This window comes from Micromonospora sp. ABR4_055 (assembly GCF_056160425.1).
Genome location: NZ_JBSWXD010000146.1, coordinates 1 through 17,595, shown reverse-complemented (window position 1 = coordinate 17,595; position 17,595 = coordinate 1). Strand labels below are relative to the sequence as shown.

The window sequence follows — 17,595 nt, the reverse complement described above, 5'->3', positions numbered from 1 at the left end:
CTGTCAGGGCGCCGGTGCCCCGGCCGAAGCTGCCGGCGACCGCGACGCCGACGCTGGCCCCGGCCGGAGCGTGCGCGGCCAGCCAGGGGGCGACCGCCCCGGCGCCGAGCACCTCGCCGGCCAGGTCGAAGCCGGCTTCGGCCTCCGGCTCGACGGCGTCGAGGTACTGGTAGAGCCGGTCCCGCAGGATCCGGAACTGCAGGGTGTCGAAGACCTGGTGGACGGCTTCCCGGTCCCACCCGGTCCACCGAGAGTCGGCCGGGGTGAGCGGTAGATCCAGATCAGCCACCAGACAGTTGAGCTCGTAGTTGCGGATCACGTCGGCGAGCCGCTCCCGCAGGCTCTCCCCCGCCTTGCCCTTGATCTTGTCGGCCTGGGCGATCACCCCGTCCAGGCCGCCGTACTGGCTGATCCACTTGGCGGCGGTCTTCGGACCGACGCCGGGCACCCCGGGAAGGTTGTCGCTGGACTCGCCGACCAGCGCGGCCAGGTCGCGGTAGTGGCCCGGCCCGACGCCGTAGCGGGCGGTGACCGCCGACGGATCCATCCGGGCCAGGTCCGACACACCCTTACGCGGGTAGAGCACGGTGGTCCGGTCGTCGACCAGCTGGAAGGCGTCCCGGTCGCCGGTGCAGATCAGCACCTGCATGCCGGCGTCGCGCCCCTGGCTGGCCAGGGTGGCGATGACGTCGTCGGCCTCGTAGTTGTCCTTGGTGACGTACGGGATGCGCAGCGCGGCCAGGACCTCCTGCACCAGGCTGACCTGGCCGGCGAAGTCGGCGGGGCTCTCCGAACGGCCGGCCTTGTACTCGGCGTACCGCTCGGTGCGAAACGACCGGCGGGACACGTCGAAGGCGACCACGATGTGGGTCGGCCGCTCGTCGCGCAGCACGTTGATCAGCATCGAGGTGAAGCCGTAGACCGCGTTGGTCGGCTGGCCGGTGCTGGTGGAGAAGTTCTCCACGGGCAGCGCGAAGAACGCCCGGTAGGCCAGCGAATGGCCGTCGAGCAGCAGCAGGCGGGGCGCGTCGTCGGTCACGTCAAGCGACTCTAGTCGTGGGGTACGACACCGCGCCGGGCGGCTCGCGCCGGGCGCGGCGGCCTCGCGCCGGGCCCGAGGTCACCGCACCTCGCGCGAGGTCACAGCACCTTGCTGAGGAAGGCCCGGGTCCGGTCGTGCCGCGGATCGGCCAGGACCTGCCGGGGTACGCCCGACTCGACCACCACCCCGCCGTCCATGAAGACCAGCGAGTCACCGACCTCCCGGGCGAAACCGATCTCGTGGGTCACCACGATCATCGTCATCCCGTCCCGGGCCAGGTCCCGCATCACGTCCAGCACCTCACCGACGAGTTCCGGGTCCAGCGCGCTGGTCGGCTCGTCGAACAGCATCAGCTTGGGCCGCATGGCCAGCGCGCGGGCGATGGCCACCCGCTGCTGCTGCCCACCGGACAGCTGCCCCGGGTAGGCGCCCGCCCGGTCCGCCAGGCCCACCCGGTCGAGCAGCGCCGCCGCCAGCTCACGGACCGCCGGCCGGGGCTGGCGGCGGACCCGCAGCGGCGCTTCCATCACGTTGTCCAGCGCGGTCATGTGCGGGAACAGGTTGAACCGCTGGAACACCATGCCGATCTGCTGGCGCTGCGCGGCCACCTCCCGGGCGGGCAGCTCGTGCAGTCTGCCGCGCCGCTGCCGGTAGCCGACCAGTTCCCCGTCCACCCGGATCCGCCCGGCGTCGATCTTCTCCAGGTGGTTGATGCAGCGTAGGAAGGTCGACTTGCCGGAGCCGGACGGCCCGATCACGCAGCACACCTCACCGGGCCGGACCGCCAGGTCCACCCCGGTGAGCACGTCGACCGGGCCGAACGACTTGTGCACGTTCTCGGCGTGCACCATCAGGGTGTCCGACCCGGCGGGCGGCGTGGTCATCAGGTCCCCTTCGCAGCAACGGTGCCGAAGCCGCGGGAGAACCGCCGTTCGACGAAGGACTGGCCGACCATCAGCACGCTGGTCAGCGCCAGATACCACAGGCAGGCGGCGACCAGCATCGGGAAGACCTGGAAGGTCCGCGAGCCGACCGCCGACAGTTGGAAGAACAGCTCGTTGGTGACCGGTACGAAGGCCAGCAGCGAGGTGTCCTTGAGCATCGCGATGGTCTCGTTTCCGGTCGGCGGCACGATCACCCGCATCGCCTGGGGCAGCACCACCCGACGCAGGGTCAGACCCTGACTCATGCCGAGCGCGGCGCACGCCTCGGCCTGGCCTGGGTCGACCGAGCCGATGCCGGCGCGGACGATCTCCGCCATGTACGCGGCCTCGGACAACGCCAGCCCGAGCAGGCCGGCGACGAAACCACTGATCGCGGTACGGGCGTCGAAGCCCCAGATCCGGGCCTCGAAGTCGGTGATGCCGAACAGCGCGCCGAGTTGACGGTCGAACGGCAGCCCGAACTCCAGCCGCTCCCAGAGGATGCCGAGGTTGCCGAAGAGCACCAGCAGCACCACCCGGGGTACCGCCCGGAAGAACCAGGTGTAGAGCCAGGCGACGCCGGCCAGGACCGGGTTGCCGGACAGGCGCATCACCGCGACCAGCACCCCGAGCGCGACGCCGATCACCATCGCGAGCAGGGTCATCGTGATGGTGGTCCGCACGCCTTCGACGATCGGCGGCCGGAACATGTTGTCGACCATGAACGTCCACTGGAACCGGTCGTTGGTGACCAGCAGGTGGACGAACATCGCGGCGAGTACGCCGAGCACGCCGACCGCCAACCAGCGGCCCGGCCGGCGCACCGGCACCGCCCGGATCGCCTCGGGTCGGTCACGTGCCGGCTCCGGCGAACCCGACTCGGGCGCCGGCCGCCCGGATGGGAGTGCCTCCCCGGACGGCGTCACGCCGTCCGGGGAGGAAGGGTTGTCCGCGGACATCGGCAGCCGGGGCTCAGGGGTTGACGGCCGGGTCGGTGATTCCGCCCGCCTCGACGCCCCAGTTGCTCAGCGCCTGCTCGTAGCCGCCGTCGGCGATGATCGCGTCGAGCGCTTCGGCCAGGGCGTCAGCGAACCCGGCCTGGTCCTGGGCGACCACATAGCCGTACGGCGCCGAGTCGTAGATGTCACCGGACAGTTCCAGTTCGCCGTTGGTCTGCTGGACCGCGTACGCGCAGACCGGCGAGTCGGCCAGCATGGCGTCGTTCTTGCCGGAGACCACCGAGGTGGTCGCCTGGTCCTGCCCCTGGAACTGTTCGATGACGATCTCGGGGTCGCCGGCGTCGACGCACGCCGCCGAGCGGGCCTCGATGTCCTCCACCTGCACGGTGCCGGCCTGGACCGCCACCCGCTTGCCGCAGGCGGCGTCCGGGTCGACCGGTTCCCCGGCCCGTGACGCCCATTGGGTGCCGGCCGAGAAGTAGGACACCATGTCGACCTGGGCCTTGCGCTCGTCGTTGATGGTGAACGAGGAGACCCCGATCTCGTACTTGCCGGACATCACCCCGGGGATGATGTCGTCGAACTGGCTGGGCACGTACTCGGTGGTCAGACCGAGCTTGCCCGCGACGGTGTTGAACAGGTCGACGTCGAACCCGATGACGGTGCTGCCGTCGGTGTCGAGGAACTCCGCCGGAGCGTAGGTCGCGTCGACGCCGACCAGGATCTTGCCGTCGGCCTTGATCTCGTCGGGGACGAGCGCGGCCAGCTCGTCGTCGGCCGACGCGCTCGGCGCGTCGCCGCCGGGCTGTTCGACGCTGTCCTGCTCACCGCAGCCGGCGACGGCCAGCAGCAGAGCGAGCGCCCCGGCGATGCCGGCGGCGGCCCGCCGGATCCGGTGATGTGAGGTGGTCACGTTTCCTCCGAGGGGGTGGTCGGGTCGTACCGGTGCCGGGTCAGGCGACACCGAGGTACGCCTCCTTGACGGCCGGGTCGTGCAGCAGGTCGGCGCCGGTGCCGGACTTGACGATCCGACCGGTCTCCAGCACGTACGCACGGTGCGCCCGGGACAACGCCTGTTGGGCGTTCTGCTCAACCAGCAGGACCGTGGTGCCCTGCTGGTTGATTTCCACGATGATGTCGAAGATCTGCTGGATCAGCATCGGGGCGAGCCCCATCGACGGCTCGTCGAGCAGCAGCAGCTTCGGTCGGCTCATCAGCGCGCGGCCCACGGCGAGCATCTGCTGCTCGCCGCCGGACAGCGTGCCGCCGTGCTGCCTGCGACGCTCGGCCAGCCGGGGGAACAGGCCCAGCACCCGGTCCAGGTCGGCGGCGATACCGGCGCGGTCGCGCCGGGTGTACGCCCCCATGTCGAGGTTCTCCAGCACCGTCATGCCGGGGAAGATCCCCCGGCCCTCAGGCGCCTGGCACAGTCCGCGCCGGACCCGCAGGTCGGCCCGGAGCTTGGAGATGTCCTCGCCGTCGAAGGTAATCCGCCCGGCGGCGATCGGCCGGATGCCGGAAATCGCACGCATGGTGGTGGACTTGCCGGCACCGTTGGCACCGATCAGTGCAACGATCTCGCCCTCGTTCACCGTCAGGCTGATGCCGTGCAGCGCCTGGATCCGCCCGTACAGCAGGCTGACGTCGTCGATCTCAAGCAGCATCGTCGGGCACTCCCAGATAGGCGGCGATCACCCGGTGATCGTCCCGCACCTCGGCGGGCAGACCTTCGGCGATCTTCTTTCCGAACTCCAGCACCACGATCCGGTCGGTGACCCCCATGACCAGACGCATGTCGTGCTCGATCAGCAGCACGGTGACGCCCCGGTCGCGGATCTGCCGGATCAGTTGGAGCAGCTCCTCCTTCTCTGCCGGGTTGAATCCGGCCGCCGGCTCGTCGAGGCAGAGCAGCACCGGGCTGGTGGCCAGCGCCCGGGCGATCTCCAGCCGCCGCTGTTCGCCGTACGACAGGTTGCGGGCCATTTCGTCGATCCGGTGCCCGATGCCGACGAAGTCCAGCAGGTCGCGGGCCTTCTCCCGGCCGTCACGTTCCTCGCGCCAGTGCCTCGGCAGCCGCAGCATCGCCGAGACGACGCTGGTCTTGTGGTGGGCGTCCGCGCCGACCTGGACGTTCTCCAGGGCGGTCATCTCGGGAAAGAGCCGGATGTTCTGGAACGTCCGGGCCATGCCCATCTTGGTGATCTGGTGACGCTTCTTGCCGGTGATCCGCTGACCGCGGAACCGGATCTCGCCCTCGGTGGGCCGGTAGATGCCGGTCATCGCGTTGAAGCAGGTCGTCTTGCCGGCCCCGTTCGGACCGATCAGGCCGAGGATCTCGCCCTTGTAGAGGGTGAAGTCCACGTCGTCCAGGGCGACCACACCGCCGAAGCGCAGCGTGACGTGGTCGACCTCGAGCAGGGGTTCGCGGGTCACGGCGGTCGGGCCGGTCCCGGTCGCTTCGGTGTCAGCCACCGACGGCCACCTCCTTACGGCGGTCCTTGAACTCGGCGGATCGTCGCCGGTTGGCGATCAGGCCCTGCGGTCGGAAGATCATCATGACGACGAGAGTCAGGCCGAAGACCAGGAACCGGTACTCGTAGAGCTCGACGCCGAACAGCTCGATGCCCCGGAAGCGTTCGATCAGGTACGCCACCAGGCCGCCACCGACGATCGCGCCGACGATGTTGCCGGAGCCGCCGAGGATCACCGCGGCCAGGATGATGATCGAGTTGAGCAGTTCGAAGTTCTGCGAGCTGACGAAGTTCTGCTTGCCGGCGAACAACGCGCCGGCCAGGCCACCGATCGCCGCGCCCATGGCGAACGCCCACAGCTTGAACTTGAAGGTGGGCACCCCCATCAGCTGGGCGGCGTCCTCATCCTCCCGGATCGAGACCCAGGCCCGGCCGACCCGGCTGCGGTTGAGGTTGCTGACCAGGATCACCACCACGATGATCAGGGTGAGCACCAGCCAGTAGTACGGGCGGGCGTCCAGCACGCCGAAGACCGGTTTGCCGTCGGCGTACTCGCCGGGCGGGTGCGGGATCTGGTTGAGCCCGCGCTGGCCCTTGAGGAACTCGGAGCTGACCGCGGCGATCCGGATCATCTCGGCGAAGCCGAGGGTGACGATCGCCAGGTAGTCGCCGCGCAGCCGCAGGGTCGGGGTGCCGAGCATCAGACCGGAGATCATCGTGATGCCGATCGCCAGCGGCAGCGCCATCTCCCACTGCCAGAGCGTCTTCAGGTCGCTGCTCGGCGAGGTGAGCACCGCGACCGTGTACGCCCCGACGGCGAAGAAGCCGAAGTAGCCGAGGTCGAGCAGGCCGGCGAAGCCGACCACGATGTTCAGCCCGACCGCCAGCAGCACGTAGATGGAGACGGTGAACAGCACCTGACCGAAGTTGGACTCGGTGGTCGGGATCGGCCCGAGGTGCTGGTAGAAGCCTTCGTTGGGCAGGGCATAGAAGAACACCACCACGGCGGCGATCAGCACCCAGCGGGTCCACTTGGGCATGTGGTGCCAGCGGTCGGAGAGCTGGCCGCGTGCGTCGTGCAGCTTGGTCCGCAGACTGGTCATACCCGCGCCCTCCCCAGGGACTCGCCGAGTAGGCCGGTCGGCCGGAACATCAGTAGGACGACCAGCACGGCGAAGGCCACGAAGTCCTTCCACTGCGTACCGAACAGGCCGGAAGCGTAGTTCTCGACCACGCCGAGCAGGAAGCCGCCGAGCAGCGCGCCGCGCAGGTTGCCGATCCCGCCGAGCACGGCGGCGGTGAACGCCTTGAGCCCGAGCAGGAAGCCGACACTGTAGGTGAGCACCCCGATGCGGACGTTGTAGAGCAGGCCGGCGACGCCGGCCATCAGGCCGCCCATCACGAAGATGATCATGATGATCCGGTCCTTGTTGACCCCCATCAGCGCGGCGGTGTTCGGGTCCTGGGCGACCGCCCGCACGCCCCGGCCCATTCGGCTGCGGTTGATGAAGAAGTCAAGGCCGATCATCATGCCCAGCGCCGCGACGACGGTCAGCACCTGCACGATGCTGACCGGCACCCCGGCCACGGTGAACCACGGCTCGTTGCTGACGATGGTCGGCAGGCCCTGCGGCAACCGCCGGGTGTAGATGCCGAACGCCTCCGCCATCACGATGGACGCGCCGATCGCGGTGATCAGGAAGGCCAGCGGCGGCGCGTTGCGCTTGCGCAACGGCCGGTACGCGACCCGCTCGACCAGGGTCGCGGTCGCCGCCGACGCCAGCGCGGCGGCGACCATCGCGATCAGGAAGTAGAAGATGATCTGGCCCACTCCGCTGACCACCGAGTCCTGGGTCAGGCCGAGCGCGCCCCAGGTCCACAGCGCGGCGAACGCGCCGGCGATGAAGACCTCGGAGTGGGCGAAGTTGATGAGTCTGAGTACGCCGTAGACCAGCGTGTAACCCAGCGCGACCAGGGCATAGATGGCGCCCTGTGTCAAGCCGGTTGTGGTGAGCTCTCCGAAGTTCGAGAGCAGTCCGTTGACGTCCAAGGAGGGTGCTCCATCGAGGGCTGGGAAAAGAGTCGGGGGGGGGGGGGGGGGGGGGGGGGGGGGGGGGGGGGGGGGGGAGGGGGGGGGGGGGGGGGGGGGGGGGGGGGGGGGGGGGGGGGGGGGGGGGGGGGGGGGGGGGGGGGGGGGGGGGGGGGGGGGGGGGGGGGGGTTTTTTCCCCTCCCCCCCCCCCCCCCCCCCCCCCCCCCCCGCTAGACAGCTGATCTCGCCGATCGGGCAGATCAGGGCTTGGGGATCTCCTGGTCCGCCACGACCTCGCCGTCGACGACCTTGAACGCCCAGACGACGACCTGGTTGACGTCCATCTCGCCCTTGTCGTCGAACTTGTAGCTGGCCGCGACGCCTTCGCCTTCGTAGCCACGCACCCACTCGAGCAGCGCCTCGCGGGTGGTGTTGCCCTCCTTGATGCCCTCGAGCATGATGTTCGCCGCGTCGTAGGCGGTGTCGCTGTAGGTGCCCGGCGGGCTGCCGTGCAGCGCCTCGAAGTCGGCGGCGAAGCTGCCGCGCGCCTCGGTGGCCGGCTGGCAGGGGCAGGTGAGGATGGTGCCCTCGGCGGCGGCCGCACCGGCCGACTCGACGAACGCCGGGTCGTTGACGCCGTCACCGGCAACCATCGTCGCGGTGATGCCCGCGTCGGTGAGCTGCTTACGGATCAGGCCGGCCTCCTGGTAGTAGCCACCGAAGAAGACCGCGTCCGCTTCCGAGGAACGCACCTTGGTGACGGTCGCGGAGAAGTCGACCTGCTTGCCCTCGCCCTGGACCTTGTCGGAGTCGACGACCAGGTCGCCGAGGACGTTCTTGACCTCGTCGGCCAGCCCGGCACCGTACGCAGACTGGTCGTCGATGACGAACACCTTCTCCGCGTTCAGCACGTCGCGGATGTAGACGCCGGCGGCCGGACCCTGGCTCAGGTCGTTGCCGACGCCACGGAAGAAGGTCGGCCAGCCCTGGTCGGCCAGGCTCGGCCGGGTCGCCGACGGGGTGATGGTGACCAGACCGGCCTCGGCGAACAGCGGACCGGCCGCCTCCGACTCACCGGAGTACGCCGGACCGACGACGCCGAGCATCTTGTCGTCGTCGATGGCCCGCTGGGCCAGACCCGGCGCCTGGTCCGGACTGCCCTGCGAGTCCAGCCCAACCAGCTCGACCTTGCAGTCCGGGTTCGCCTCGTTGTACTGCTCGACCGCGAGCGCCGCGCCGTTGTTCTCGTTGATGCCGAGCGCCGCCGAGGGGCCGGTCAGCGCCCCGAAAAAGGCGATCTTGTAACCACACGCATCGCCGCCAGCTTCCGTGGTGTCGCCATCGCCGCTGCCGCAGGCGGCGCCGCCCGCGACGAGCGCCATCATGGCGACGCCGCCGAGCACGCGGACAAGATTACGCTTCAAGGCTCGAAACCCTCCTAGATCCAATTGGCCCGAACCACCCACTGCCGATTGGCTCTTGCGGGAAGCACGCACCCGGCCGCTATCCCGGCCTTGGGGCGGGACGCTATCCCACCTGCCGGGCACGCCGTAAGGTCCAGGAAGGGCCGTTGACAAAAACGTTACGTAGCGTGGCCTGACTGCCCGTATGGCTGTAACACGCGTCGGCTGTCATCCCCCGACGCCGATGCCGGGGCGACGGCTCACTGCTGCCGCCGGCGTCACCGCTCTGCTGCTGACTGGCGGCCTCGGTTCACTGCTGCTGGCTGGCGGCCTCACCGGGCGTCTCGGCCAGGATCCGGTCGGCGACGTCGCGCATGGTCATCCGATGGTCCATCGCCATCCGCTGGATCCACTTGAACGCCTGCGGCTCGGTCATGCCGTACGAGGTCATCAGCATGCCCTTGGCCCGCTCGACGACCTTGCGGGTCTCCAGCCGGTCGGTCAGGCCAGCGACCTCGGACTCCAGCGCGGCCACCTCGGAGTAGCGGGACAGCGCGATCTCGATCGCCGGCACCAGGTCGCTCTTCTGGAACGGCTTCACCAGGTACGCCATCGCACCCGCCGCCCGGGCCCGCTCCACCAGGTCCCGCTGGCTGAACGCGGTGAGGATGACCACCGGGGCGATCCGGCCACCGGCGATCCGCTCGGCCGCCGCCAACCCGTCCATGATCGGCATCTTGATGTCAAGGATGACCAGGTCGGGCTTGAGCTCCTCGGCGAGCCGGACGGCCGTCTCGCCGTCCCCGGCCTCGCCGACCACGTCGTAGCCCTCCTCCAGGAGCATCTCCGCCAGATCGAGGCGGATCAACGCCTCATCCTCCGCGATCAGCACCCGCCTGCGCTCGGCACCCGCCTGCCTGTCGGCCACGTACCCCTACCCCCAACGCTTGCCACCCGACACCCACCGGGTTGGGTGTCACCGCCTTCAGCGTAGTAGGTAGGCTTGGCGTAGCCGGGCCCCAGACCCGACAAAGGTCCCCGTACTCCAACCGGTAGAGAGACGGAGCTCAAACCTCCGACAGTGTGGGTTCGAATCCCACCGGGGGCACCACCCAGCTAGGCGCGGCCCTTCGGTCCGGTGGGCCGGACTCGATATCAGCGCTGTCCCGCCGTTGGCCCGTGGCTTCCGCTGCGCAGCATCGGCGGATACAGCACGGTCGCCCCACCGGCACGGTAGAGCGCGGCGGGCCGGCCCACGTCGGTCACCCGGCGATGGCCGGTAGGAACGAGAAAGTCGTCGGCGTTGACCACCTTGCGGTGGAAGTTGCGGGGATCGATACCCATCCCCCACACCACCTCGTACACCCGCCGCAGCTCGGTGATGGTGAAGGTCGGCGGGCAGAACGCCGTCGCCAGGGTCGTGTACTCCAGTTTGGCGCGGGCCCGTTCGACTCCGTCGGCCAGGATCGTGGCGTGGTCGAAGGCGAGGTCGTCCGAGCCGAGCTCGTCGACCGGCGACCACCTTGCGTGTCGCGCGTCGGTGCCGGCCGCCGGCAGCGGCAGGTCCGGAGCGAGCGCGAGGTACGCGATGCTGACCACCCGGCCTCGCGGATCGCGCCCGGGCTCGGTATAGCTGTACAGCTGTTCGAGGTGGAGGGCGCGGCCGTCGATCCCGGTCTCCTCGGCGAGCTCCCGCAGGGCGGCGGCACCGGAGTCCTCATTGGCGCCGACGAACCCTCCAGGTAGGGCGGTCCTGCCCAGAAAGGGCTGCTTGCCTCGTTCGATCAGCAGCACGTGCAACCGCTCGTCCCGCACGGTCAACACGACCAGGTCAACCGTCAGTGACACCAGGGTCACTACTCCTCGACCGTTCACGGCCCGAGTGTATCCAATCGTCACCTTGACGATAACCGATTGCCCACTTACGCTTGGTAACTGATATCGTCAGCCTGACGATATCTATCGGCTACCTGTGACGACCCGGTCCCGCCCGGTCGTCGTTCAACCGCGATCCGATTTCAGCACCCTCCCCGGAGGTCGCCCTCATGACCGATCAGATCTCCCCCGTGCCGCCGCAGCGGCCGCCCACGCCGCAGCCGGCCACACCGCAACCGCCGACGCCGACGGTGGCGGTGGCGGTGGCGGTGGCGCCCACCTCAGCTACCCGACACCTTGTCGTCGGCGCGTACCTCGACGAGCGGTTCTGCCGGGCCGCGCTACGGGAGGTGTACGACCAGCCGACCCGGGCGGTGGCACCGTCCTACGGGTTCGACCTCGGCACCGTGCTCGGGCACTGCCGACAGGCCGGGCGCATCCTCACCATCCGGGACTCCGTCATCGTCGGAGTGCTGCTCCTCAGCCTCTGCATCGGAGGGTTCGGCATCCTGGCGACCGGCATGCTGCTCGGCGCCGTGCAGTCGGTTGTCTCGACAATCCGGTTGGTGCGCGACTCGCTGCACCGGACAGCCGTCGACGAGTCGCGACGGCTGAGCCGGATCGTTGGCTCCGCCGCCGCGAGTCTGGTCAGCATCGGCGCGTTCTGGCTGTTCCTGGCCCTGCTCTTCGGCTCCGCCAGCCTCCTGGTGACCAGTCAGGCGTTCCAAGGCGAAGACCCCGTCACGAGCTTGTTGGTAGTCGTCCATATCGGAGCCGTGATGGCTTTGTGCGCTGCGTTCGGGCCCACCGTGGTCGCCAACATCGTCCGGTGGCACGAGGCCGCGCAGCATGGGCCCGCCAGCCGTCCGCCGGCCCCGCCGTCGGACGGCCGGATCCAGGAGATCCTGCGGCAGCAGGGCGGGAACACCATCGTCTACTCCGGCTACTCTCCCTTCGTCGGATCGGGAAAGGTCCTGGGAATCTCGGACCTGGCCGTCCGGATGATCCGCCCGCAACAGGGCTTCGATGACCGGTCCTCCGAGTCACAGCGGGAGATCGACGAACTCCCGTTCGCTGCGGAGCAGCTCGTCGGATACGTCCGGGACCGGCTCGCGACGCTCAGCCAGGCGGACTCGCCGGAGCACCTGTTGCCGGGCCTGACGGTGGTGGACAAGGTCTTCACCGCGGGTACCGAGACCACCGAACTAGCCCAGATGACCTGGGGACCCACCATGGTGGACATCATCCGGCAGCCGCGCGACGCCCGCCGGCACTACCTCGCCTGCCAGGTCACCTCCTGGCGGGGCGAGCTGGTCACCACCGTGTACGCGCACTTCGCGCTGCAGGGCCGCACGCTCTACCTCGAGATCGCCACCTGCGCGCTGGCCCCGTGCCGCGACGAGTACCGGATCGTTGACGACGTCAGCAGCATCGGACTACTGCCCTACGCCAGGGCCGCCCTGTCCGGTCTGGCCGAATCACCGCAGGTGGTGGCGATGGCTCCGGTCAACCTGGCCCGGACCGTCGTACGGTCGCTGATCCGGCGCGTCGCGACGAGTCGGTCGGCCCTGCCGTACGGCATCGACCGGGGCGCCCGGGTCGGAGTTCGCGAGCTGGCCACCTTCGACGAGGTCCGCAACGACTTCCAGAACCAGGACGTCGCGAAGTACCAGGAGATTGTCACTCGCCGCCTGGTCGCCGCCACCCTCGACTTCCTCGTCGAGCAGGGGGTGGACGTCACCGAGTTCCGCCAGCGCGCAAACGTCCTGATCAACAGCGGCTTCTACGCCGTTGGCAACGTGCAGACCGGCAACATCTCCAACTCGTTCAACCCGGTCCGGAAGTGAGCATCTGATGAATCAGCCAGGCGTCAGTCACAACAGCGGCTTCTACGCCAGCGGCAACGTACGCACCGGCAACATCTCCAACTCGTTCAACCCGGTTTCCGGCGGCGCCACGCCACACCGGGGCGACACCCGTGCCGTACCGCAGCAGTCCGAAACCGACCCCGCCCAGCAGCGGGCCGATCTGGGTGTGCTGACCGTACTGCCGCAGGAGACGCGCGCCGTCGTCGAGGTCTTCCAGCAGGCCGAGGAGTACCGCCGCAAGGTGCTCCCCGACGGCAGCCGGGTGCACGAGGCCACCTTCGAGACTCCGCACGGGCCGCGCACAGCGGTGCTGATGCAGACCCTGGACCGGGGGCAACTGTCGGCCACCGCCGCCTACACCCGGCTACGGCACTGGTACGCGCCGCCGATCATCGCCCTCGTCGGCATCGCCGGTGGCATCAGCGCCCAACTCGACGTCGGCGACGTGGTCCTCGCCGACCAGATCATTTTCTACGACAACCATCGGGACACCGCGGACGGTCCCCGCTGGCGGGGCGAGTCGACGGCGCTGACGGCGGCACTGACCATCGCGGTAAACGACCTGTTCAGCACCGAGGGCGAGCCATTGCGAATTCCCTCACCGGATCACGGCGGCGACTTCCGCGTACGACGCGGGCCGCTGGGTTCCGGCAGCGCGGTGATCACCGACGAACACTCCCGGATCCGTACGTTCTTGCATGACTTCCAGGAGAAGTGCCTCGCTGTCGAGACCGAGTCCGGTGGCCTCGTACAGGGCTTCCGGGAGGAGTTCGCCGACGGTACCGGGCTCACCGGCTGGCTCGTGCTCCGCGGCATTTCCGACCATGCAGACGCGGCAAAGGGCCACCGCGACCATGACCTGGCGGCCCGAAACGCCGCCCGGGCGTTCCACCGCGTGCTGCCCTACCTGTGGGACGCACGCCGCTGACAGGTGCTGCCCGGACCCGGTCCGGGCAGCACCTGCCGTACCAGGAGGATGCGATGCCAGGTCCGGTTCGCGCCTGGCCACCGCGCAGGCGTGGTCTGTTCAGCCACCGGCTGGACACCGTAATCACCGTCCTGCTCGCCCTGGCGCTCGGTCTGCTCGGCGTCCTTGACGTGGTCGACACCGCCACCGTGGCTGCCGCGACGCTGGGAACGCTGGCCCTGCTCACCACGACTGTGGCCGGGGAGCGCCGGCAGCTGGACCAGGTGGTGCGCCGGCTGGACGGCGCGGTACGGCTGATTCGGCACCTGCCGGCCCAGCCGTCCGGCGGGATGTCGCTACGGGCCTCCACCTCCGGTGCAGACGTCGACCTCACCGACGTCGAGGACATTGCCCTAGTCGGGGTGACCCTCGGCCGGACCCTGCGTAACCAGGTCGATCAGATCGCCAGCCGGCTTGCCGCAGGTGCCCGCATCAGAGTGGCGCTCATCGACCCGGCGACCTCCGTACCGGCCGAGGCCGCCCGGCGGGCCACCCTTCCGGACGACCGGGACATCTTCGTCAACCGGGCCCGGCCTACTCTCGACCTGTTACGCGAGCTGGCCCGTACCGCCCGTCCCGGCACCGGCTCCCTGGAGGTACGGTTGCTGCCGCTCGTGCCGGCGTCGGGGATGATCCTGCTGGACGCCGACGAGGAGACCGGACGCATTCACGTCGACCTCTACTCCCACCGCCCGTCGGCAGCCGAACCGATGATGACGCTGACCACCGCCAGTCTGCAGTGGTACCGACACTTCCGTGACGAGTTCGAACACCTCTGGCGGCACGGACGGCCGGTCGACCTCACTGGTGCTCCGGTGCCCTGACCGGCCGCTCTGGTTCGGCCCGGCTGCGGTGCAGGTGGCGTACGCTCGGGCGAGCTATCAGTGCAGGCCGCCGGGGTCGCTGCGTCACCGCTGGCGAGGCAGGGAGCAGGAGGACATGGAACTGGCCATCGGGCTCTTCTGCCTGATTTGTATAGTTGTGGTAGTCTTCGCCGGGTACGGCGTCGCGGTGTACAACGGACTGGTCACCGCCCGTAACGCGTTCCGGAACGCGTTCGCCCAGATCGACGTACAGCTGACCCGACGCCACGACCTCATCCCCAACCTCGTCGAGGTTGCCAAGGGGTACATGAGACACGAACGTGAGGCGCTCGAAGCGGTGATCGCCGCTCGCGGCGGCGCGGTCGACGCGCAGGCCGCCGCGACCGGTAAGCCGGGCGACCCCGCAGCGATGCAGCAGCTAGCCGGGGCCGAGAACATGCTGACCCAAAGCCTGGGAAGGCTGTTCGCGCTCTCCGAGGCGTACCCGGACCTCAAGGCCAACCAGAACATGATGCAGCTGACCGAGGAGCTGACCTCCACCGAGAACCGGGTCGCGTTCGCCCGGCAGGCCTACAACGACGCGGTGATGGGCTACAACAACAAGCGGGAACGCTTCCCCGGCAGCATCGTGGCGAGCATGTTCTCGTTCAGCCCGGCCGCCCTGTTCGAGGTCGACGATCCGCAGCAGCGGCAGGCTCCCCAGGTGAACTTCTGAGCGAATGAACTTCTTCGAACGGCAACGTCAGGTCCGACGGGTCTCCGCCCGGCTGGTCGTGCTGTTCGTGGCCGCCGTCGTCGGCATCGTGGCCGTGGTCGACCTCGCCGTCTTCGTCGTCTTCGACGGCGCGTCCCGGCAACCGGTCGCGCTCCTCGGCATGCTGGTGGTGACCAGTCTGGCGACCGTCGCGGTGATCGGCCTGGCGGCGCTGGTCCGCACCGTCACGCTACGCGGTGGCGGCGGACGGGTGGCCCGGGAACTCGGCGGCGTACCGGTGCCGCCGGACACCATCGACCCGCAGCTGCGCCGGCTGCGCAACGTGGTCGAGGAGATCGCCATCGCCTCCAGCGTGCCGGTGCCGGAGATCTACCTGCTGCCGCGCGAGGAGGGGATCAACGCGTTCGCCGCCGGCTGGTCGACCTCGGATGCGGCGATCGCGGTCACCCGTGGCACGCTGGAGCGGCTCAACCGCGACGAGCTGCAGGGCGTCATCGCCCACGAGTTCAGCCACGTGGTCAACGGCGACATGCGGCTCAACATCCGGTTGATGGGGCTGCTGTTCGGCATCCTGTTCCTGGCGGTGATCGGCCGTGGCCTACTGCGCACCGGATTCGTCAGCGGTGGCCGCTCCCGCAGCGACAACCGGGGCGGCAATCCGCTGCCGCTGATCGGGCTGGCGATGGTCGCCGCCGGGTACGTCGGTGTGCTGGTCGGCCGACTGATCAAAGCGTCGGTGTCCCGGCAACGCGAGTACCTGGCCGACGCGTCGGCCGTGCAGTTCACCCGGCAGACCGCCGGGCTGGCCGGTGCGCTCAAGAAGATCGCCGGGCTGCCCGCCGGGTCACAGTTGAAGAGTCCGAAGTCCGAAGAGGTCGGCCACATGCTGTTCGGCCCGGGTGGCAGGCTGACCGCGCTGTTCTCGACGCATCCGCCGATCGCCGACCGGATCAAGGCACTCGATCCCAGCTTCGACGCGACCGAGCTGACCACACTGTCCCGGCGGTGGGCGGCGGCCCCGCCGTCCGGGCTGGCCGAGGACCGCGCGCTCGGGCTCACCGGCGGCACCCCGGGCGGCGCCGCGTTGCCCGCCGACGCCGCGTTGCCCGCCGACGACACCCAGGTGCCGATGGACCCGGCCCAGGTTGTCGACCGGATCGGCGCGCCGCCGGCGAGCGCCTACCAACACGCCGCCGACCTGCTCTCCCGGATCCCGCAGGAGCTGACGGAGCAGGCCCGTCGACCGGACACAGTGGCACCGTTGATCCTCGGCCTGCTGCTGTCGGCCGACCCGCAGGTCCGCGCCGGCCAGCATGCCGCCATCGCCCAGCGGTACGGCTCCGCGCTCGCCGACGCCGCCTGGCAGGCCGGTGCGCGCACCGCCGGCCTGCACCCGATGCTACGGCTGCCGCTGGCCGAGGTCGCCTTCCCCGCGTTGGCGCAGCGGTCACCGGCCGACCGGGACGCGCTCGCCGACGCGATGGCCACCCTGGTCCGGGCCGACGGGCGGATCAGCGTCTTCGAGTACTGCCTGTCCCGGCTCGTCGGCGACGAGCTGCGCGAATCGCTGCGGCCATCGTCGAAGCCGGGCCACGGCCGCCGTACGCTGCGCGCCAGCCAACCGGCTGTACAGACGCTGCTCAGCGTGCTCGCCCAGGCCGGGCACCCGGACCCGGCCGCCGCGCAGCGGGCCTTCGCCGCCGGTGCGGCGCATGCTCTGCCCGAGGCATCCGCCCGGTTCACCCCGCCTGCGGGCGGCGTACTGGAACTGGAATCGGTCTGGCCGCTCCTCGACGAACTGCGCCCGGTGGAGAAGTCCCGGCTGGTGGCGGCGGCGGTCGCGGTGATCGGACACGACGGGGTGATGACCGTGCCGGAGGTCGAGCTGCTGCGGACCATCTGCCTGATCCTGCACAGCCCACTGCCACCACTTCCGGTGCCGGCCTGACCGCTCACAGCCTGCCCCTGGAGCCGCGCTCGTGACGACGTCCTCGCTGACCGACCTCGTACAGCCGTGATCCACAGCGTCTCTTCGACCCGACACGCCGGCGTGTGGTCAGCTCGAGCGCAGCGGATCACGGCACATGCGTCTGAAGATGGGCGGCTACCTCGTTACTGTGGCGAAAACGAGGAAGGCATCCCGTCCGTGGGACGTGAAGATCAACGTCGCCCCTTCCCTATCTTTGCTGTCCCGGACAGCGACGATTCCTGGGTAGTTAGTTGCAACCTCGACACAGTTGCCTTGTGAGCTACTTTGGCTGCTCTTCCGCCGCTCCGCACCGGTCAGATCAGACATGATTCCTCCCCGGTTGACTTCCGCCTATCTCCTACCTACCAGGGTAGTAGCTTGCGGTTGTAGAAGAGGTCGCCGGTGGGTCCATCGTCGGGGAGCGTGGCCAGCCAGGTGAAGGTGTCGGCTGCTTCGCCGGGCAAACATTCAGGTGGTGCGCGCTGGGATTCCGCGTGGTGGCATAGCGTGATGGCCGGTTGGTTGGTGGCCGCCGGCTGATGTTGACCT

At 69.5% G+C, this 17,595-nt stretch carries 18 protein-coding genes, 1 tRNA gene and 1 pseudogene; 7 read left to right on the top strand and 13 right to left on the bottom strand.

Annotated features, from left to right (window positions below):
* The 8 genes from ACXAHD_RS25800 to ACXAHD_RS25765 all read right to left on the bottom strand — a co-directional run.
* On the bottom strand, positions 1–1,039 hold a 1,039-nt coding region (locus ACXAHD_RS25800; RefSeq protein ID WP_475053783.1), incomplete at its 3' end, for a 5'-3' exonuclease.
* Positions 1,040–1,140: 101 nt separating this feature from the next.
* Positions 1,141–1,926 (bottom strand): amino acid ABC transporter ATP-binding protein, encoded by a 786-nt coding sequence (locus ACXAHD_RS25795; protein ID WP_281550457.1) that lies wholly within the window; start codon positions 1,924–1,926, stop codon positions 1,141–1,143.
* On the bottom strand, positions 1,926–2,804 hold the full coding sequence (locus tag ACXAHD_RS25790) for an amino acid ABC transporter permease (protein ID WP_475053788.1): 879 nt from the start codon (positions 2,802–2,804) through the stop codon (positions 1,926–1,928). Before ACXAHD_RS25790 ends, ACXAHD_RS25795 begins: the two co-directional genes overlap by 1 nt.
* 133 nt (positions 2,805–2,937) lie before the next feature.
* Positions 2,938–3,837: an ABC transporter substrate-binding protein gene (locus tag ACXAHD_RS25785; RefSeq protein WP_281550459.1), complete on the bottom strand. Its 900-nt coding sequence runs from the start codon at positions 3,835–3,837 to the stop codon at positions 2,938–2,940.
* A gap of 40 nt (positions 3,838–3,877) precedes the next feature.
* The gene (locus ACXAHD_RS25780; protein WP_281550460.1) at positions 3,878–4,588 is read right to left on the bottom strand and encodes an ABC transporter ATP-binding protein; all 711 of its coding nucleotides are present in this window, start codon (positions 4,586–4,588) and stop codon (positions 3,878–3,880) included.
* On the bottom strand, positions 4,578–5,396 hold the full coding sequence (locus tag ACXAHD_RS25775) for an ABC transporter ATP-binding protein (protein ID WP_281550461.1): 819 nt from the start codon (positions 5,394–5,396) through the stop codon (positions 4,578–4,580). Before ACXAHD_RS25775 ends, ACXAHD_RS25780 begins: the two co-directional genes overlap by 11 nt.
* The gene (locus tag ACXAHD_RS25770) at positions 5,389–6,498 is read right to left on the bottom strand and encodes a branched-chain amino acid ABC transporter permease (RefSeq protein ID WP_281550462.1); all 1,110 of its coding nucleotides are present in this window, start codon (positions 6,496–6,498) and stop codon (positions 5,389–5,391) included. Before ACXAHD_RS25770 ends, ACXAHD_RS25775 begins: the two co-directional genes overlap by 8 nt.
* On the bottom strand, positions 6,495–7,445 hold the full coding sequence (locus tag ACXAHD_RS25765) for a branched-chain amino acid ABC transporter permease (protein WP_281550463.1): 951 nt from the start codon (positions 7,443–7,445) through the stop codon (positions 6,495–6,497). The genes ACXAHD_RS25770 and ACXAHD_RS25765 overlap by 4 nt, the downstream gene beginning before the upstream one ends.
* A 5-nt stretch (positions 7,446–7,450) precedes the next feature.
* Between ACXAHD_RS25765 and ACXAHD_RS25760 the strand changes: the two genes are divergently transcribed.
* A complete protein-coding gene (locus tag ACXAHD_RS25760; protein WP_475053773.1) occupies positions 7,451–7,738 on the top strand; it encodes a hypothetical protein in 288 nt (95 codons plus the stop codon).
* Here ACXAHD_RS25760 and ACXAHD_RS25755 read toward each other — a convergent pair.
* Both ACXAHD_RS25755 and ACXAHD_RS25750 read right to left on the bottom strand, forming a co-directional pair.
* Positions 7,686–8,810: a branched-chain amino acid ABC transporter substrate-binding protein gene (locus ACXAHD_RS25755; RefSeq protein WP_475053785.1), complete on the bottom strand. Its 1,125-nt coding sequence runs from the start codon at positions 8,808–8,810 to the stop codon at positions 7,686–7,688. The genes ACXAHD_RS25760 and ACXAHD_RS25755 overlap by 53 nt on opposite strands.
* A gap of 328 nt (positions 8,811–9,138) precedes the next feature.
* Complete coding sequence (locus ACXAHD_RS25750) at positions 9,139–9,756, bottom strand: ANTAR domain-containing response regulator (protein ID WP_281550465.1); 618 nt, start codon at positions 9,754–9,756, stop codon at positions 9,139–9,141.
* Between the two features lie 106 nt (positions 9,757–9,862).
* Between ACXAHD_RS25750 and ACXAHD_RS25745 the strand changes: the two genes are divergently transcribed.
* Positions 9,863–9,939, top strand: a tRNA-Leu gene (locus ACXAHD_RS25745).
* 44 nt (positions 9,940–9,983) lie between these two features.
* On the opposite strand, the gene ACXAHD_RS25740 is transcribed toward ACXAHD_RS25745, so the two are convergent.
* A complete protein-coding gene (locus ACXAHD_RS25740) occupies positions 9,984–10,676 on the bottom strand; it encodes an NUDIX hydrolase (RefSeq protein ID WP_281550466.1) in 693 nt (230 codons plus the stop codon).
* Between the two features lie 197 nt (positions 10,677–10,873).
* On the opposite strand from ACXAHD_RS25740, the gene ACXAHD_RS25735 reads away from it, so the two are divergent.
* From ACXAHD_RS25735 to ACXAHD_RS25715, 5 genes are all read left to right on the top strand, one after another.
* Positions 10,874–12,550 (top strand): hypothetical protein, encoded by a 1,677-nt coding sequence (locus ACXAHD_RS25735; protein WP_289213111.1) that lies wholly within the window; start codon positions 10,874–10,876, stop codon positions 12,548–12,550.
* Between the two features lie 7 nt (positions 12,551–12,557).
* Positions 12,558–13,499, top strand: a complete 942-nt coding sequence (locus ACXAHD_RS25730) for a 5'-methylthioadenosine/S-adenosylhomocysteine nucleosidase family protein (RefSeq protein WP_289213112.1) — start codon at positions 12,558–12,560, stop codon at positions 13,497–13,499.
* Positions 13,500–13,552: 53 nt separating this feature from the next.
* Positions 13,553–14,362, top strand: a complete 810-nt coding sequence (locus ACXAHD_RS25725; protein WP_281550469.1) for a hypothetical protein — start codon at positions 13,553–13,555, stop codon at positions 14,360–14,362.
* A gap of 115 nt (positions 14,363–14,477) precedes the next feature.
* Positions 14,478–15,077, top strand: coding sequence for a LemA family protein (locus tag ACXAHD_RS25720; protein WP_281550470.1), 600 nt, complete (start codon positions 14,478–14,480; stop codon positions 15,075–15,077).
* 4 nt (positions 15,078–15,081) lie between these two features.
* Positions 15,082–17,025 (top strand): M48 family metallopeptidase, encoded by a 1,944-nt coding sequence (locus ACXAHD_RS25715; RefSeq protein ID WP_289213113.1) that lies wholly within the window; start codon positions 15,082–15,084, stop codon positions 17,023–17,025.
* Positions 17,026–17,181: 156 nt separating this feature from the next.
* On the opposite strand, the gene ACXAHD_RS25710 is transcribed toward ACXAHD_RS25715, so the two are convergent.
* Together ACXAHD_RS25710 and ACXAHD_RS25705 are read right to left on the bottom strand one after the other, a co-directional pair.
* Entirely contained in the window at positions 17,182–17,373 is a 192-nt protein-coding gene (locus ACXAHD_RS25710; RefSeq protein WP_289213114.1) for a DUF397 domain-containing protein, read from the bottom strand.
* 35 nt (positions 17,374–17,408) lie between these two features.
* Positions 17,409–17,595, bottom strand: a pseudogene (locus tag ACXAHD_RS25705) (hypothetical protein); the annotation flags it as partial.

Excerpts from the sequence above, each read along its gene's own strand:
- ACXAHD_RS25795 (WP_281550457.1), bottom strand. The coding sequence starts at position 1,926 with ATGACCACGCCGCCCGCCGGGTCGGACACCCTGATGGTGCACGCCGAG.
- ACXAHD_RS25780 (WP_281550460.1), bottom strand. The coding sequence starts at position 4,588 with ATGCTGCTTGAGATCGACGACGTCAGCCTGCTGTACGGGCGGATCCAG.
- ACXAHD_RS25770 (WP_281550462.1), bottom strand. The coding sequence starts at position 6,498 with ATGACCAGTCTGCGGACCAAGCTGCACGACGCACGCGGCCAGCTCTCC.
- ACXAHD_RS25755 (WP_475053785.1), bottom strand. The coding sequence starts at position 8,810 with ATGATGGCGCTCGTCGCGGGCGGCGCCGCCTGCGGCAGCGGCGATGGC.
- ACXAHD_RS25735 (WP_289213111.1), top strand. The coding sequence starts at position 10,874 with ATGACCGATCAGATCTCCCCCGTGCCGCCGCAGCGGCCGCCCACGCCG.
- ACXAHD_RS25730 (WP_289213112.1), top strand. The coding sequence starts at position 12,558 with ATGAATCAGCCAGGCGTCAGTCACAACAGCGGCTTCTACGCCAGCGGC.
- ACXAHD_RS25725 (WP_281550469.1), top strand. The coding sequence starts at position 13,553 with ATGCCAGGTCCGGTTCGCGCCTGGCCACCGCGCAGGCGTGGTCTGTTC.
- ACXAHD_RS25720 (WP_281550470.1), top strand. The coding sequence starts at position 14,478 with ATGGAACTGGCCATCGGGCTCTTCTGCCTGATTTGTATAGTTGTGGTA.
- ACXAHD_RS25715 (WP_289213113.1), top strand. The coding sequence starts at position 15,082 with ATGAACTTCTTCGAACGGCAACGTCAGGTCCGACGGGTCTCCGCCCGG.
- ACXAHD_RS25710 (WP_289213114.1), bottom strand. The coding sequence starts at position 17,373 with ATGTCTGATCTGACCGGTGCGGAGCGGCGGAAGAGCAGCCAAAGTAGC.